A 14251-nucleotide genomic window follows, 5' to 3' on the forward strand; every position below is an offset into this window, starting at 1 on the left:
CTTGGATTTGTTTATGCGCCTGATTGAAGAGCACGGGTACATTTTTTTATTTTTCTCCCTGATGCTTGAGTTAATCATAATTCCTATCCCGAATGAACTCCTGATGACCTATGCCGGCTTTATGGTCTATCAGGACAAGCTTAATTGGATCCTTGCGATTTTGATGGCAGGTACAGGCGGGATGATCGGTGTTTCAGTTTCTTATTGGATCGGTTCAAAGCTCGGTGCACCGTTTTTTTATAAATATGGACGAAAAGTGCATCTTGGACCGGAAAAATTGGACAAGATGGCTGCCTGGAATGAACGTTATGGAAAAATGCTTTTGATTTTTGCTTATTTCATTCCCGGCGTAAGACATATAACCAGCATCTTTTCTGGAATTACCAAAATTACATTTAAGACGTTTGCTATATTTGCTTTTCCAGGTGTTTTCATCTGGGTAGGGACATTCATTACATTGGGGAGGATTTTCGGTCCCAAATGGGAGCAATTCCACCAGGAAACAAGTAAATTCCTTGTGATAGCAAGCATTATCGGGGCGATCATCTATGTCATTTATTTTGTCATCAAGACCAACCGGGAGCGCATCAAAGAGGATGGAATGCTGCTTTTTGAGCATACTTTCAAACGGTTTAAGACCTTTTTGGGTATAAAATTCTTTATCCTTTTTGTTTCCATCATTTTTATAGGTCTGGTAAGTTTCATGGTTGGTCTGATTCAAGATTTCATCGCGAATGAATTTGGCCAGTTCAACGTGATTTCTTCCATGGTGATCCATTATACGTTCGATGAAAGATGGGAGCAGGTCATGAAGGTGTTTTCTCGTGCTGCCTCATGGAGGGTATTGGACACCATTATTTTATTGACGGTCGTCTGGATCCTTGTGAATGGAAAAAATAAACTTATGGAGCTTCAGTTCTATGCTGTGAATTTAATCGGTGCAGTATTGTTCGGAAAGGGCCTCCACATTTTATTCAGCTATTTGACAAGGGGAAGGAATTTTAGTGAAGAGTTTCCGAGCGGGGAAATGATCATGGCTATCATCGTCCTTGGGTTTTTCCTTTATGTAGTCATCCGCCACCCAATCAGTCATTTGTTCAGTGTCATCATGGTGTTTTTAGAGATTGGCGTCATCGGTATGCTCGCGGTCAGCTACAGCTATTTAGACATTCAGCAGTCCAGCGACATCGTGGGAGGTTTGGCTTTTGGTGGAGTATGGGTGAGTCTGGTCATACTGATCACCGAAATCTTCAGGTTTATCGATTTGATTAAAACTACTCCGATTAAAGGAAAATGATGTGTTTGACGCAAGATGGATTCGGTACTATAATAAAAAACAATTTCATAAAACAGTTTTCTAGGGTTCCGCAGTTTAATTTGAACTGGCCTGGTCCGAGAGAAAACGCACGTATAACGTGTACACGGAAGGATAAAAGCCTGGGAGATATCGAAAAGTGATATCATCCAGGCTTTTTTAATTTGAAAGGAGTTTGTGTAATAATGGCTTGGATTTATTTAGTGATAGCAGGAGTGTTCGAAGTGGTTTGGTCCATGGGATTGAAATATTCCCAAGGTTTTACAAAACTGTACCCAAGTTTAGCGACCATTGCAGGGATGATTATCAGCTTTTATTTTTTGGCTGCCGCTGCAAAAGTGCTGCCGATTGGGACAGCATATGCAATTTGGACAGGGATTGGTGCAGCAGGCGCAGTCATCATGGGGATCATCTTATTCGGTGAACCAAAAAGTTTGATCAGATTCATCTTTCTGTTGTTTATCGTGATTGGGATAATCGGATTGAAATTCACATCCGGAGGAGAGGGATGAAGAGGGTTCTCCCTGCTTATGCCGTGTTTTAGTCCAACCTCGTCGCCTCTGATCAGGCGCTTGCGCTTTTCTATTTGTCCAGCTCCAGCGCCTAGCCCCTCGAGTCATAAGCCATAACTCTACGGAAATCAGGATTTCCTTCGAGTTTCGTCTTATGCTGGTCGGGGCTGATCGAGGCGCTTCCGCTTTTCTATTTGTCCAGCTCCAGCGCCTAGCCCTCGAGTCATAAGCCATAACTCTACGGAAATCAGGATTTCCTTCGAGTTTCGTCTTATGCTGGTCGGGGCTGATCGAGGCGCTTCCGCTTTTCTAATGGTGCAGAGCATGCTCAATGGATTGCTTCAAGAGGTCCAAAACATGCTCATCATCATGGGTGTAGTAAAATGTGGTGCCCTCTCTGCGGAATTTGACGAGCCGCAGATTTTTTAGGAAGCGAAGCTGATGAGACACCGTCGACTGCAATAGAGAGAGTTTTTCTGCAATTTCATTGACAGAATGTTCACCTTGGAAGAGAAGGTGCAGAATCCTCAACCTGGTCGGATCCGAAAGGGCCTTGAACGTTTGCGAAACGATAAATAATGTCTCCTCATCAAGTTCTTGAATCTCATTTTGATTGGTCTCTTCTTTTTTCATGCCTGGGGCCGCCTTTCGATTTGGTATATGAGGTAGTTTCTAGTGCTGTACTCTTCGTGAATATTTCCTCCCTAAATTCACAGAATACATATGTAAGGCAATAGTGATAAAGAGGAGGAATTCTAATGCAAGTACGCGATGTTATGACATCCCATGTGGAATCTTGTACAAACCAGGATACACTTCAGGATGTAGCCAATAAAATGCAATCTTTAAACGTTGGAGCTATCCCTGTCGTTCAGAACGGACAAGTTGTCGGAATGGTAACAGACCGGGATTTGGCAGTCAGAGGGGTAGCATCAGGAAATACTTCCAATACAGTTTCTCAAGTCATGTCTAATCAAGTAGTAACAGTCAATGCAGACGCATCTTTGGAAGAAGCTTCTGCACTTATGTCACAGCATCAAATCCGCCGTCTTCCAGTTGTTGAAAACGGACAGATTGTCGGAATGCTGTCACTTGGTGATTTGGCTGTCAGGGAGCAGGCTGACCAGAGTGCTGGAAGTGCCCTGAGCCAAATTTCCGAAAACCACACTAAATAAGTGGCAACGCTTTAAAGATGATAGGCTGGCCATTGGCCGGCCTATCCGTTTATCTGCATGTTATACAAAAAAGAGGTCATGATGAATGATAATACCCGTTCAGCTTCTCTTATCTTTTCTGTTCCTGATTTGTTATAGCTATAGCCATTATAAATTGAATGGCAAAAAGTTCATACTTCTGTTCCTGTCTTCATCCATCATTATCATGAACATTTATACTGAATTAAGCATGAATTTGAAATATATTACAGTCAGTATGCAACAAGAGGAATTTGTCGGTTTCCTCATATACAGGAATATCACTCTTCCGCTGTTTTTTACATGGATTTGCGGGTATTTTGAAAACAAAGCTTTGCGATCCAAAAGAGGGGTTCATTTCCTCCTGTTTGCAGGGGGAATAAGTCTGATGGAATTCGTCAATCTTTATTTTCATGTTTATAAATATAACCATTGGTATTTCGGAATTACGTTTGTATTAATGGCACTTATTATTATTTTAATGCTTTTCCTTGTGAAATTCTATGATTGGGCAGGGAGGGGGAAGAAGTATGAAAGTGTACGATAATGCCTTTAACGGCAATGAATGGTTCACCCTGATTATTTTTGTCGGAGCGTATGCTTTTCTTTTTGTCCTCCCAAGAAGATTTTCTCTGCAGGACACTTTTTTATATGTTCTTACAGGAATGTTCATCGGGAATTTCTATGATCATACCATCAGTATCGGCCCGTGGAATTTCTACGATGTGAATGATAACTCCTCATTTGAATTCATTGACTTCATCTCATACTTTATGTATGGTCCATTTGCTTATTATTTCGTCTACTTTTGGGATAAATGGAACGCCTCCCCCAAGCATATTCCATTGTATATCCTATGCTGGTCGCTTTTTTCCATGCTGCTTGAATATATTGGCCATCTGTTAGGGGTCTATCACTATTTAAGGGGATATCGCATCTTTTACTCATTTTCTGTCTATCCAACCATGCAGGGGTTGATATTCCTTTTATATTACTTCTTGATGCATGAAAAAAAGAAAAATATGAAATCTGGCAGCATAGGTTGAAGATAAAAATTCATTTATGTAGGTTTCCGTCCATACGAACCTTTACCTTTCTGAATAAGTTAGAAACGTAAGGATTATCCTTAACAACTTCTTCAGGAGGTGAAAGGATATGTGGGGTTACGGCGGATATGGCTGCTGCGGCGGCGGTTACGGCGGCTATGGCTATGGTTACGGCGGTTCAACTTTTGTTTTAATCGTTGTACTATTCATCTTGTTAATCATCGTTGGAGCTTCTTTCTTGTAAGATCCAATAAACAAAAAGAAACACCCTGTCACTCACAGGGTGTTTTCGTTTTTTCACTTTCTATTGTTTAAGCAATTTCATGCCCCATTGATGTCTGCAGGATTTCAAACCATTGATCGTGGTTCAACTTCAATGGCAATGCATTTACAGCAGCATCGATCCTGGATTTTTTACCTGAGCCGACAATCGGCATGATTTTGGCAGGATGCGCCAGCAGCCATGCGTACATGACTTGATCAATGCTTTCGGCTCCAATTTCTTCTCCGATTTTTTGAAGCACATTGCGCATGCGGACTTCTCTCTCTTCCTGAGAAGAAAAAATGGATCCTCCGGAAAGAGGAGACCAGGCCATTGGAGCTATTCTTTCCTTCATACATAAATTCAGCGTCCCATCTTCAAAGTTTTCAAGCTGCAACGGAGATAGTTCAATTTGATTGGTGATCAGCTTTTCGTCCATATAGGATTGAAGCAGGTCGAATTGATGCTGCTTGAAATTAGAAACACCGAAATGGCGAACTTTTCCTTGAGCCTTCAATTGAGTAAAAGCTTCCACAGTCTGTTCAGGGTCCATAAATGGATCTGGCCTGTGGATAAGCAGGACGTCTATGTATTCGGTACGGAGATTTTTTAATGAATTCTCAACCGATGAAATGATATGTTCCTTGCTCGTGTTGTAGTGATGGGATTTATGTTCTGGACGGTTAGGGGATTCAAGTACAATTCCGCATTTCGTCACAAGTTCAATTTTTTCCCTCAGAGAAGGATCAAGAGAAATCGCATCCCCGAATAACTCCTCGCACGTATAACTTCCATAAATATCAGCATGATCAAATGTAGTGATTCCTCGATCCAAAGCGTGATGGATGAGATCCAGTGTCTGTTCTGAAGAATAATTCCATTCATTCAAGCGCCATAAGCCGTGGATGATCCTTGAAAAGGACAATCCTTCCGCCATTTGTATTCGTTCCATCGAAAGCCTCCTTAAAAAGTCATAGAATCATTATACATAACCTGCCCATGTAAAAACAAAGCAAAGGTATTCAACCAGTCCTATATTTTCCTTCGAATAAAAAGACATGTTTCTTTTTCATCGAGGAATAATGAATAATAGCAAGTCAGGAAAGGAGAATATTTATGAATCTTAATGAACCGGGTCATGGGTTCCAGGCGGGGGACATTGTTTATGTCATCTATCGGAACCCCCATACCCAGAATGTCGCCAACGTGCAGTCGGCAGCAGTGGTCCATGATCCTGATAATCCAGAGGCTCTTTCGATATTTCTATATGATACTTACTATCCCTTGAATGATGAGGTGGCAGTCTATTCTTCGGAAACAGAAGCAGAAGAAGCCTACCAATATTATTTTGGGGATGCACTGGAAGGATGATGGGATGATGAAGCCATTTATGCCGCAGCTGGTGTATTTTGAACCTAAGGCCCTGGACTATCCTCTAGGAAAAATGCTGAAGGAAAAGTTTGAAAAAGAAAATATTGAAATTCGCTTAACCACTTCCCATAATCAAGTAAGGGATTTACCTGGGGATAATCACTTCCAAAAATACAGAGTGGCCAAGTCCACCCTTGTGGTCGGGGTTAGAAAGACTCTGAAATTCGACACATCGAAACCTTCTGCAGAATATGCGATTCCTTTTGCCACCGGCTGCATGGGGCATTGCCATTACTGCTACCTTCAAACGACCATGGGATCGAAGCCTTATATAAGGACATATGTAAATACCGACGAAATCTTTGAAGCAGCCCAAAATTATATGGATGAACGCGCACCGGAGATCACCAGGTTCGAAGCTTCCTGTACATCAGATATCGTAGGGATCGACCATATTACACATACATTGAAGAAGGCAATCGAATATTTCGGTGATTCCAAGTATGGAAATCTGCGCTTTGTGACGAAATTTCATCATATCGATCATCTGCTTGATGCCAAGCATAATGGAAGGACCAGATTTCGCTTCAGCATGAATGCGGATTATGTCATTAAAAACTTCGAGCCGGGAACTTCTCCTTTTGCCAAAAGGATAGAAGCAGCGGGGAAAGTGGCAGGGGCAGGCTATCCACTGGGTTTTATCATTGCCCCTATTTATTTGCATGAAGGCTGGCAGGAAGGATATAAGGATTTATTTGAACGTCTTGAAGGAGAGTTGTCTTCAGAAGCAAAGAAGGATTTGACATTTGAATTGATTCAGCACAGGTTCACAAAACCGGCGAAAAGAGTAATTGAAAAAAATTACCCAATGACTAAGCTTGAATTGGATGAAGAGAAGAGAAGATATAAATGGGGGAGATATGGAATAGGAAAATATATCTACCCTAAAGATGAAGAAAAGGAAATGAAAGATGTACTTGGAGGATATATTGAAAAGTATTTTCCAAAAGCAAAATTAGAATATTTCACTTAAAAAGGCTGTTTTCGTAAACATTGTTGTTAAAATCTTAATGCCGCTTTTAACGTAAAAATACCTGTTTGGCGCGTTGGTATAGTGTATCCAGGCTCTTTTCGAGCTGGATTTTCAGCATAGCCTGCATAAATTAACCTCTTTTAATGCTTAAAGCAACAAACTTGGAGAAAAGAGCCTAAAAAAAATAAAGAGATTGGCTAAGAGTTTAATGATCATTGCTCTTATGTCAATCTCTTTACATAATCACTTTCAAGGAAGGCTCTAAATGCTTGACTTTAAAGGCGATCTCGTCGCAGATTTCCTGATAGAGCGGCCACTTTTCATCTGATGTGTCTGCCAGGCAATTGGGATTTTTAATATCCCATTCAATTACTTTGCTTTTTAGCTCATTTGGAATAGGAATTTTCGATTCATTGTGAAAATCATAAATCGAAACAATGTAATCAGCCTGGTCTAATAGCACTGCATCAACCCATTCGGCAGGTTCAGTGGACAGATCGATATTTAATTCATCCATTGCCTGGATTGTCAGAGGGGATCGGTTTGCATCAAACCAGCCGCCGCTTTTGAAGCACCAGTCAGTCAAACGGAGCTTTTTGGCCCATGCCTCTGCCATTGAACTTCTTCCATGATGTGATGAAACAAAATAAAGTAGCTTTTTTGTCATGATCTGTGAAGTCCTTTCTGCTGATATTCTATAGGCACTTTACCCGGAAATAATAAAAATAATCTAATGTCCATGCATTAAATAATGGAAATAATATCCCTTTTTCTTTCATCATAGTCCTTTTTACCCATAAAATAAAGGTCCGTGCTTAATTATTCTTAAATATGACAAAAGTATCAAAAAAATATTTAGATTTGAAAAATAATAATTTCATGTTTAAAGTAAATAGTACCCGGGTAGAAATAAGTGTGCTCATCCAACCATTTTGAATTGGCTGAGTTTTCTAACAAGAATCTAATCGCATCATGACTAAGCTGTTTGGGGGTATGTAGATGAAATTGACAACAAAGATCATTTTAGGTTTAATTGTGGGTGCAATTGTCGGAATTATCCTAAATATTGCTGCACCTGGTTTATTTAAAGTATTAGATCCATATATTTTCACTCCTCTAGGGAAAATCTTCTTAAACTTAATCAATATGCTCGTCGTTCCAATCGTATTATTCTCCATCATTCTTGGTACCGCAGGTTTAGGTGATCCTAAGATGCTTGGTCGAATTGGATTGAAAACGATTGCATATTTTTTGGTCACAACCTGCATCGCTATCATCATCGGAATTGGATTGGCCTATATCATCCAGCCGGGATTAGCTGGACACTTTGATACTGCTTCAGCGAAATATTCAGCTGAAAAGGCACCATCCATCGCTGATACACTTCTTAATATCATTCCGAAAAACCCGATTCAGGCTCTGGCAGAAGGAAACATGCTTCAAATCATTGCTTTTGCCATTTTTATTGGACTAGCATTGACTGCATTGGGAGATAAAGCAAAAGGCATCTATAAACTTGTGGAACAGGGCAATGACATCATGATGTACCTTGTTACACTTGTTATGAAGTTTGCTCCATATGGTACATTTGGCTTGATTGCTTCTGCAATTGGAAGCCAGGGTTTCAGTGCAATGAAGGCAATGGGCGTTTATATGATAGTCGTTATTTTAGCATTAGTGGTCCATGGGATCATCACATATGGCGGCGCAGTATCACTACTAGCCAGAAAGAATCCGATTTGGTTCTTTAAAGGATTCCTTCCTGCAATGGGGGTTGCATTTAGTACATCCAGTTCAAATGCTACTCTACCTGTCTCCATGGAGACAGCTCAGGATAATCTGAAAGTGCCGGAATCCATTTCAAGCTTCGTGCAGCCGCTTGGGGCAACCATCAATATGGATGGTACAGCCATCATGCAGGGTGTTGCAACAGTATTCATCGCTCAAGTTTATGGAGTGGATCTATCATTTGGAGAACTTGCAACAGTTGTATTGACTGCCGTGTTGGCGAGTATCGGTACAGCAGGGGTGCCGGGTGTAGGTTTGATCCTTCTGGCAATGGTGTTGAATTCCGTCAACCTTCCTGTTGCTGGGATTGGTCTTATCCTCGGTATCGACCGTATCCTTGATATGGCAAGGACAGCTGTTAATATCACTGGTGATGCATCCTGTGCCGTGATTGTAGCTGAAAGCGAGAAAAAACGTAAAATTAAGCTTCAAAGAAAAGTATCTTAAATAGAAAAGCGTAGCTATACAAAAAAGAAGCCGATTTGGCTTCTTTTTTTGTTCAAATATTATGTACTTGGCAGCGAGATGCTGAAGACTGTCCAATCTTGAGCAGATTCGCAAGTAAGCGAGCCTCCGTGCTTTTCTATGATTTCTTTGCAAATATATAATCCTAACCCGGTTCCGGTCTTTTTGGTCGTGAAAAACGGATCAAAGATTGTGGCTTGATGTTCCAAAGGAATTTGCGGGCCATTATTTTTGATGCTTACAACAATGGATCCGTTTTGTTCATACGCTCTTAAAAGGATGACAGGATCATCGTGCTGATCAGACAGTACTTCAACTGCATTAAAAATGATATTGATGAATACTTGTCGGATTTCCTCTTTGTAACCGCTGAAGTGCAGCCCTGGCTGCAGATCCTCCTCGATCCTGACATTGACTTCGACAATCCGTGGATATAGAAAAGACATCACTTCATCAAGAAGATCATTCATTGATAAGTTTGCCCATTCAGTATCCACTATCTGCTTTTTGGACAGCATCAAAAATTGAGTGATCCTGAATTTCAACTGATCCAGTTCTCCGGATATGATTTCCAGGTAAGGAAGGTTTTGATGTTCAGCCTTTAATAATTGGATGAATCCATGGATGGAAGTAAGTGGATTGCGAAACTCATGCACAAAACTGGAGGTCATCTGCCCTAGAAGGGAAAGACGGTCATCATGAGTTGTACTGATATATTCTTCTTTTTGCCTGATGATTGAATTTTTTAATTCAGTGTAATGGGAAACCGCATAATAAAGAAACCGGTCAAAAATTAAATTGAAATGGTCCAAAGCCTCCTGTATCTCAGTCACATCATTTGTAAGTTTATTGAGGTCTTTATAAATCTCTGAACGCGCGATATCTACATTATAAACAAACTCTCCAATATTAATGTTTACTTTTAAGCGTTCCTCTGCGACTTTCTTAGCAAAAGGTTTGATGGATTCTTCAATATTCTCTTGGGGGAAGGTCAATAAATGGACCAATAATTCCACCATTTTTTCTCCATTCCCCCTAATGATTTCAATGGAGTCTTCACCATCTGGAATAATGACTTTCTTTTCCCATCTATTAATGAATTCGGATCTATGCGTCTCAATATATTGGGCTAAGTGTTTCTTCAGTGGAATCATACTTTCACCTCTATTTCCTATTATAGCAAGAATATTCTGTAAAAAAACTAATTTTTTTACATTCTTCTACATTCTCTTATAGAAGTGCAAGAGATTTCTTGTTAGGAATGATCATCCTTTTCTATGGATGCCTTTAATAGTAAAATGAAAGAATCAGTTTCCAGATAATGAGGTGAATAATTAAGTGAAGATTAAATTTCTTCCCATTGCTGTTATTCTATTATTTTTAGCAGGGACAATGGCAGGCTGTTCAGGTGAAAAAGATAAGAAAAAAACCATTACCGTATCAGCGGCCGCAAGCTTAAGCGACGTATTGAAAGAGACGGCGGAAGCCTATCAGAAAGAACACAAAAATGAAAAGATCGTTTTTAATTTTGGCGGTTCGGGTGCATTATCCCAGCAAATCATTAATGGAGCACCGGTAGATTTATTTATATCCGCTGCTAAAGACCCCGTTGATTTAATCAAGGATAAAGGATTGACGGAAAATGAAATTGCTTTGTTCAAAAATAAGCTGGTCCTGATTGTACCGAAAGATGTGGAAAATGAGCAGATCGACTTTAGCAATCTGGATAAGGGTAGTGTAAAAAAGATAGCCATAGGTACTCCGGAAGCAGTACCTGCCGGAACATATGCCAAAGAAACATTGGAATCCTTAAACAAATGGGGAAGCCTGAAGGAGAAGCTTGTTTACTGCAAGGATGTCAGACAAGTCCTTCAATATGTTGAATCCAATAACGTAGATGCAGGAATGGTCTATTATACGGATGCGATTACATCAAAGAAGGTGAAGGTAGTGTCTGAGGCAGCAGAAAGCTGGCATCAGCCAATTGTCTATTATACTTCGATTATAAGTGATGGGAAAAACCAAGATGAAGCTAGTGATTTTTTGGAATTCATGAAGAGCGAAAAAGCAAAATCAATTTTTGAAAGGTTCGGATTCAGCTACTAAAATAGATTGATAGAAGCGGGCAGTGAAAGAGGGATAAACATGTTTGCAGGATTTTGGGAACCTTTATCTTTAAGTATTAAAATTGCTATTCTTGCAGCAATGTTTGCTTTTGTGATCAGTTTGGGGGCAGCAAAGGTGCTTTCTTCCACCAAAAGTAAATGGGTGCTTCTCATCGAATTGCTGCTGCTTGTTCCATTGGTTCTGCCTCCTTCTGTAACAGGTCTCCTTCTGATTACAGTATTCGGACGGAACTCAATTGCAGGAAGAGCGGTTGAATCATTATTCGGCGAAGGGCTCATCTTTACTTGGTGGGCAGGTGTGATCGCTGCTGCTGTTGTGGTCATTCCGTTAATGTATCAGTCGCTTAAACTGGGGTTTTCCAGTATTGAAGAGGATATTAAAGGTGCAGCAAAAGTGGACGGAGCTGGAGGATGGGCGTTATTTTGGAAAATCGAGTTTCCGCTATCCTATAAATATATTCTCACTGGATTCATCCTCAGTTTTGCCAGAGGGCTTGGAGAATTTGGAGCCACCTTGATGTTTGCTGGAAATATACCTGGGAAGACGCAAACCGCATCGACCGCCATTTATACCGCCATCGAGACCGGCAGGATGCAGCAGGCATGGACATGGGCAGGTGCCTTGATCGTCATTTCTTTTCTCCTGTTATTTATAGTTCAATGGATGTCTAAAGGCAAAGAATAAATCATTGATACATTTTTTACAGCATAGTATAGTATTAGAGGAAGCTTGCTAATTTAATAGTTCCACAAGGGGAGCCTTTGGCTGAGAGTGAACAGGAGTTCAGACCCTTCGAACCTGTAAGTTAATGCTTGCGCAGGGATGTGGTTTTGATGGGATATGCAATGAGGGGCCATCTTTACCGCCCTTCATTGCTTTTTTTATTGCCTTAATCCATAAATTTCTTATGGTCCCACGGAATCATTTCCCCAAAAATATAATTAGGGGGAGTTAGCAATGAAGTCTAACAAAACACTTTTTTTAGTAGAAGTAGCTGTATTGGCTGCATTAGCCTATTTGCTTGACATTGTTTCTACTGCATTATTTTCTAGAATCTGGGCGCAGGGAGGATCCGTTTCGCTTGCGATGGTTCCTGTATTTCTGATTGCCTATAGATGGGGAGTAAAGGGAGGGCTTTTATCAGGATTCCTTCTTGGATTACTTCAATTTATTACGGGTTTTGCACAGATTTATCATCCTGTCCAAGGGTTCATTGATTACTTTGTTGCCTTTACGGTCATTGGATTTGCCGGTATATTTGCATCTGGCATCCGCGATGCTGTGAAAAATAAACAGACTGGCAAATGGATTGGACTTGTGATTGTGAGTACATTCATCGGCTCACTGCTCCGTTTCATGGCACACTTTTATACTGGGATTGTGTTCTTTGGATCCTATGCACCAAAAGGCCAGCCTGTAGCACTTTATTCATTCATTTATAACGGAACATACATGCTTCCGACATTCATCATCAGTGTTATCGTCATCATATTGCTATTCTCCATTGCGCCGAGACTAGCATACGTTTCAAAAAGATAAAATAAAAGGATGGTTCAAGCCCGCAGGCTCCCTTAGTTTGGGAGCGGGTCTTGAATCATCCTTTTTTAATTTTTCCGAAGTGTTCCAAAGCTCTTTTTCTTGCAGCTTTATGATCCACGATCGGGAATGGATAGTCCGCACCGAGTTCAATTCCTGCTTCCTTTAATACATGATCAGGTGCTTTGCTCGGATCATGAATATATTTGGCAGGGAGGTCCTTCAATTCGGGAACCCACTTTTTTATATAGAGGCCCTCTTTATCAAACTTTTCTCCTTGAAGGACAGGATTGAAGATGCGGAAATAAGGGGCTGGGTCAATTCCAGTTCCGGCCACCCACTGCCATCCCATCGAATTATTGGCCAAATCAGCATCAATCAATGTATCCCAAAACCATTCCGATCCTTTTTGCCACGGAATCAATAAATCCTTCACAAGAAAAGAAGCAGAGATCATCCTTACACGGTTTGGCAAGTATCCTGTTGCCCATAATTCTCTCATTCCGGCGTCAACGATTGGAAATCCTGTCCGGCCATGCTTCCAAGCATCGAAATCTCCTTCTTCATTCGTTCTCCATTCAAAAGACTTAAAGCGGTCATCCAAGGAAATCTCATGCATTGAAGGGAAGTGAAAGAGAAGCTGATATGCATAATCCCTCCATATCAACTGTCTGATGTAGGGTGCAGAATTTGGCTTATCCTTTAAGAAATGATACATGCTCCTGACTGAAATGATGCCAAGGGCCAAATAGGGTGACATCATTGAAAATCCTTCAGAAGAAGGGATATCGCGGGTTTCTTGGTAGCCGGCGAGCTTAGTTTCGCAGAAATCCTTGAATTGCTCAATCGCATGATTTTCAACAGGCACCCATGTTTCTTCCATTGTTTCAGTCCAATTCTTTTTTGGGAGCAGGCCAAGAGAAGATAGCGATTTACCTTTAAGCTCGGTGTCGGCAAAAACAGATTCTTTAAGTACCGGGTATGGATTAGGAACATCTTCCTTTAAGAACGCTTTGTAAAAAGCTGAAAAAACCTTGTATGGCGCATTCTCTTCTTTCACAACTTCCCACGGTGGGCGAAGAAGGTGTCCTTCAAATGACTTTACCTGGACATTCTGTTCTTTCAGGCGAGCTGCAATTTTCAAGTCCCGGCAGTAAGTTTCCGGGTCATAGCAGCGATTCCAATAAACGGCATCAGCACTTGTTGATTCGACGATATCTGGAAGAAGTACTTCGGTATTTCCACTAAATAGATATAACTGGCAATCTAAATTTTTCAGTGAGGTTTGAAAGGACTTAAGGGATTGATGGAGCCACCATTTTTGGGCGCTGCCCATGGATTTAGAATGATTACTGTATTCATGGATATAGACAGGGATGATTTCTCCATTCCTGCTTGCTTCATATAAAGCGGGATTATCATGGAGGCGGAAATCATTCCGAAAAAGAACAATGATGCGGCTTTTCTTCATGTGGGATTTCCTCCTTTTTAGAAAAAAGTATACTCAAGGTTTTTATCCTTTTCAAAAAGGGATGTGCGCATAAATGATTGCATTTTCAATGGTGTGGTGTAAAATTTCCCTATAAGCAGTTAGGAGGGATCT

17 protein-coding genes and 2 riboswitches are annotated in these 14251 nt (G+C 40.7%); of the genes, 12 read left to right on the plus strand and 5 right to left on the minus strand.

What is annotated here, in order from left to right:
• Position 1 precedes the first annotated feature (1 nt).
• Both ABTV07_RS05635 and sugE read left to right on the plus strand, forming a co-directional pair.
• On the plus strand, positions 2-1297 hold the full coding sequence (locus ABTV07_RS05635) for a VTT domain-containing protein (RefSeq protein ID WP_433748526.1): 1296 nt from the start codon (positions 2-4) through the stop codon (positions 1295-1297).
• Between the two features lie 49 nt (positions 1298-1346).
• Positions 1347-1446, plus strand: a riboswitch (guanidine-I (ykkC/yxkD leader).
• Positions 1447-1500: 54 nt separating this feature from the next.
• Positions 1501-1827: a quaternary ammonium compound efflux SMR transporter SugE gene (gene sugE / locus ABTV07_RS05640; RefSeq protein ID WP_433748529.1), complete on the plus strand. Its 327-nt coding sequence runs from the start codon at positions 1501-1503 to the stop codon at positions 1825-1827.
• 309 nt (positions 1828-2136) lie between these two features.
• On the opposite strand, the gene ABTV07_RS05645 is transcribed toward sugE, so the two are convergent.
• Positions 2137-2460 (minus strand): ArsR/SmtB family transcription factor, encoded by a 324-nt coding sequence (locus ABTV07_RS05645; protein WP_433748531.1) that lies wholly within the window; start codon positions 2458-2460, stop codon positions 2137-2139.
• 125 nt (positions 2461-2585) lie between these two features.
• On the opposite strand from ABTV07_RS05645, the gene ABTV07_RS05650 reads away from it, so the two are divergent.
• The 4 genes from ABTV07_RS05650 to ABTV07_RS05665 all read left to right on the plus strand — a co-directional run bounded on the left by ABTV07_RS05650 (position 2586) and on the right by ABTV07_RS05665 (position 4310).
• On the plus strand, positions 2586-3002 hold the full coding sequence (locus ABTV07_RS05650; protein WP_433748534.1) for a CBS domain-containing protein: 417 nt from the start codon (positions 2586-2588) through the stop codon (positions 3000-3002).
• A gap of 85 nt (positions 3003-3087) precedes the next feature.
• Positions 3088-3567 carry a hypothetical protein gene (locus ABTV07_RS05655; RefSeq protein WP_433748536.1) on the plus strand — a complete coding sequence of 160 codons (480 nt, stop codon included), beginning with the start codon at positions 3088-3090 and terminating at the stop codon, positions 3565-3567.
• Positions 3551-4066: a hypothetical protein gene (locus tag ABTV07_RS05660; protein ID WP_433748539.1), complete on the plus strand. Its 516-nt coding sequence runs from the start codon at positions 3551-3553 to the stop codon at positions 4064-4066. The genes ABTV07_RS05655 and ABTV07_RS05660 overlap by 17 nt, the downstream gene beginning before the upstream one ends.
• A 109-nt stretch (positions 4067-4175) precedes the next feature.
• The gene (locus tag ABTV07_RS05665; RefSeq protein WP_433748541.1) at positions 4176-4310 is read left to right on the plus strand and encodes a YjcZ family sporulation protein; all 135 of its coding nucleotides are present in this window, start codon (positions 4176-4178) and stop codon (positions 4308-4310) included.
• A 67-nt stretch (positions 4311-4377) separates the two neighbouring features.
• On the opposite strand, the gene ABTV07_RS05670 is transcribed toward ABTV07_RS05665, so the two are convergent.
• Positions 4378-5280, minus strand: coding sequence for an aldo/keto reductase (locus tag ABTV07_RS05670; protein ID WP_433748544.1), 903 nt, complete (start codon positions 5278-5280; stop codon positions 4378-4380).
• Between the two features lie 164 nt (positions 5281-5444).
• On the opposite strand from ABTV07_RS05670, the gene ABTV07_RS05675 reads away from it, so the two are divergent.
• Entirely contained in the window at positions 5445-5699 is a 255-nt protein-coding gene (locus ABTV07_RS05675; protein WP_433748546.1) for a transcriptional regulator SplA domain-containing protein, read from the plus strand.
• A gap of 4 nt (positions 5700-5703) precedes the next feature.
• Positions 5704-6732 carry a spore photoproduct lyase gene (splB, locus tag ABTV07_RS05680; RefSeq protein ID WP_433748548.1) on the plus strand — a complete coding sequence of 343 codons (1029 nt, stop codon included), beginning with the start codon at positions 5704-5706 and terminating at the stop codon, positions 6730-6732.
• A gap of 235 nt (positions 6733-6967) precedes the next feature.
• On the opposite strand, the gene ABTV07_RS05685 is transcribed toward splB, so the two are convergent.
• Complete coding sequence (locus tag ABTV07_RS05685) at positions 6968-7348, minus strand: hypothetical protein (RefSeq protein ID WP_433748551.1); 381 nt, start codon at positions 7346-7348, stop codon at positions 6968-6970.
• Positions 7349-7731: 383 nt separating this feature from the next.
• Between ABTV07_RS05685 and ABTV07_RS05690 the strand changes: the two genes are divergently transcribed.
• Positions 7732-8967, plus strand: coding sequence for a dicarboxylate/amino acid:cation symporter (locus tag ABTV07_RS05690; RefSeq protein ID WP_433748554.1), 1236 nt, complete (start codon positions 7732-7734; stop codon positions 8965-8967).
• Positions 8968-9026: 59 nt separating this feature from the next.
• Here the strand turns inward: ABTV07_RS05690 and ABTV07_RS05695 are convergent, their stop codons facing one another.
• Positions 9027-10139 (minus strand): histidine kinase N-terminal domain-containing protein, encoded by a 1113-nt coding sequence (locus tag ABTV07_RS05695; RefSeq protein WP_433748556.1) that lies wholly within the window; start codon positions 10137-10139, stop codon positions 9027-9029.
• Between the two features lie 238 nt (positions 10140-10377).
• Between ABTV07_RS05695 and modA the strand changes: the two genes are divergently transcribed.
• From modA to thiT, 3 genes are all read left to right on the plus strand, one after another.
• Positions 10378-11091, plus strand: a complete 714-nt coding sequence (gene modA / locus ABTV07_RS05700; RefSeq protein ID WP_433751119.1) for a molybdate ABC transporter substrate-binding protein — start codon at positions 10378-10380, stop codon at positions 11089-11091.
• 39 nt (positions 11092-11130) lie between these two features.
• Positions 11131-11796 carry a molybdate ABC transporter permease subunit gene (gene modB, locus ABTV07_RS05705; RefSeq protein ID WP_433748558.1) on the plus strand — a complete coding sequence of 222 codons (666 nt, stop codon included), beginning with the start codon at positions 11131-11133 and terminating at the stop codon, positions 11794-11796.
• Positions 11797-11853: 57 nt separating this feature from the next.
• Positions 11854-11952, plus strand: a riboswitch (TPP riboswitch).
• Between the two features lie 117 nt (positions 11953-12069).
• On the plus strand, positions 12070-12651 hold the full coding sequence (gene thiT, locus ABTV07_RS05710; protein ID WP_433748561.1) for an energy-coupled thiamine transporter ThiT: 582 nt from the start codon (positions 12070-12072) through the stop codon (positions 12649-12651).
• A 55-nt stretch (positions 12652-12706) separates the two neighbouring features.
• Here the strand turns inward: thiT and ABTV07_RS05715 are convergent, their stop codons facing one another.
• Positions 12707-14119: a cryptochrome/photolyase family protein gene (locus ABTV07_RS05715; RefSeq protein ID WP_433748564.1), complete on the minus strand. Its 1413-nt coding sequence runs from the start codon at positions 14117-14119 to the stop codon at positions 12707-12709.
• Positions 14120-14251 lie beyond the last annotated feature (132 nt).

Source organism: Falsibacillus pallidus (assembly GCF_050990905.1).
Classification (GTDB): domain Bacteria; phylum Bacillota; class Bacilli; order Bacillales; family DSM-25281; genus Falsibacillus; species Falsibacillus pallidus_A.

Coding starts and splice junctions, on each gene's coding strand:
- sugE (WP_433748529.1), top strand. CDS start 1,501: ATGGCTTGGATTTATTTAGTGATAGCAGGAGTGTTCGAAGTGGTTTGG.
- ABTV07_RS05645 (WP_433748531.1), bottom strand. CDS start 2,460: ATGAAAAAAGAAGAGACCAATCAAAATGAGATTCAAGAACTTGATGAG.
- ABTV07_RS05650 (WP_433748534.1), top strand. CDS start 2,586: ATGCAAGTACGCGATGTTATGACATCCCATGTGGAATCTTGTACAAAC.
- ABTV07_RS05655 (WP_433748536.1), top strand. CDS start 3,088: ATGATAATACCCGTTCAGCTTCTCTTATCTTTTCTGTTCCTGATTTGT.
- ABTV07_RS05660 (WP_433748539.1), top strand. CDS start 3,551: ATGAAAGTGTACGATAATGCCTTTAACGGCAATGAATGGTTCACCCTG.
- ABTV07_RS05665 (WP_433748541.1), top strand. CDS start 4,176: ATGTGGGGTTACGGCGGATATGGCTGCTGCGGCGGCGGTTACGGCGGC.
- ABTV07_RS05670 (WP_433748544.1), bottom strand. CDS start 5,280: ATGGAACGAATACAAATGGCGGAAGGATTGTCCTTTTCAAGGATCATC.
- ABTV07_RS05675 (WP_433748546.1), top strand. CDS start 5,445: ATGAATCTTAATGAACCGGGTCATGGGTTCCAGGCGGGGGACATTGTT.
- splB (WP_433748548.1), top strand. CDS start 5,704: ATGATGAAGCCATTTATGCCGCAGCTGGTGTATTTTGAACCTAAGGCC.
- ABTV07_RS05685 (WP_433748551.1), bottom strand. CDS start 7,348: ATGGCAGAGGCATGGGCCAAAAAGCTCCGTTTGACTGACTGGTGCTTC.
- ABTV07_RS05690 (WP_433748554.1), top strand. CDS start 7,732: ATGAAATTGACAACAAAGATCATTTTAGGTTTAATTGTGGGTGCAATT.
- ABTV07_RS05695 (WP_433748556.1), bottom strand. CDS start 10,139: ATGATTCCACTGAAGAAACACTTAGCCCAATATATTGAGACGCATAGA.
- modA (WP_433751119.1), top strand. CDS start 10,378: ATGGCAGGCTGTTCAGGTGAAAAAGATAAGAAAAAAACCATTACCGTA.
- modB (WP_433748558.1), top strand. CDS start 11,131: ATGTTTGCAGGATTTTGGGAACCTTTATCTTTAAGTATTAAAATTGCT.
- thiT (WP_433748561.1), top strand. CDS start 12,070: ATGAAGTCTAACAAAACACTTTTTTTAGTAGAAGTAGCTGTATTGGCT.
- ABTV07_RS05715 (WP_433748564.1), bottom strand. CDS start 14,119: ATGAAGAAAAGCCGCATCATTGTTCTTTTTCGGAATGATTTCCGCCTC.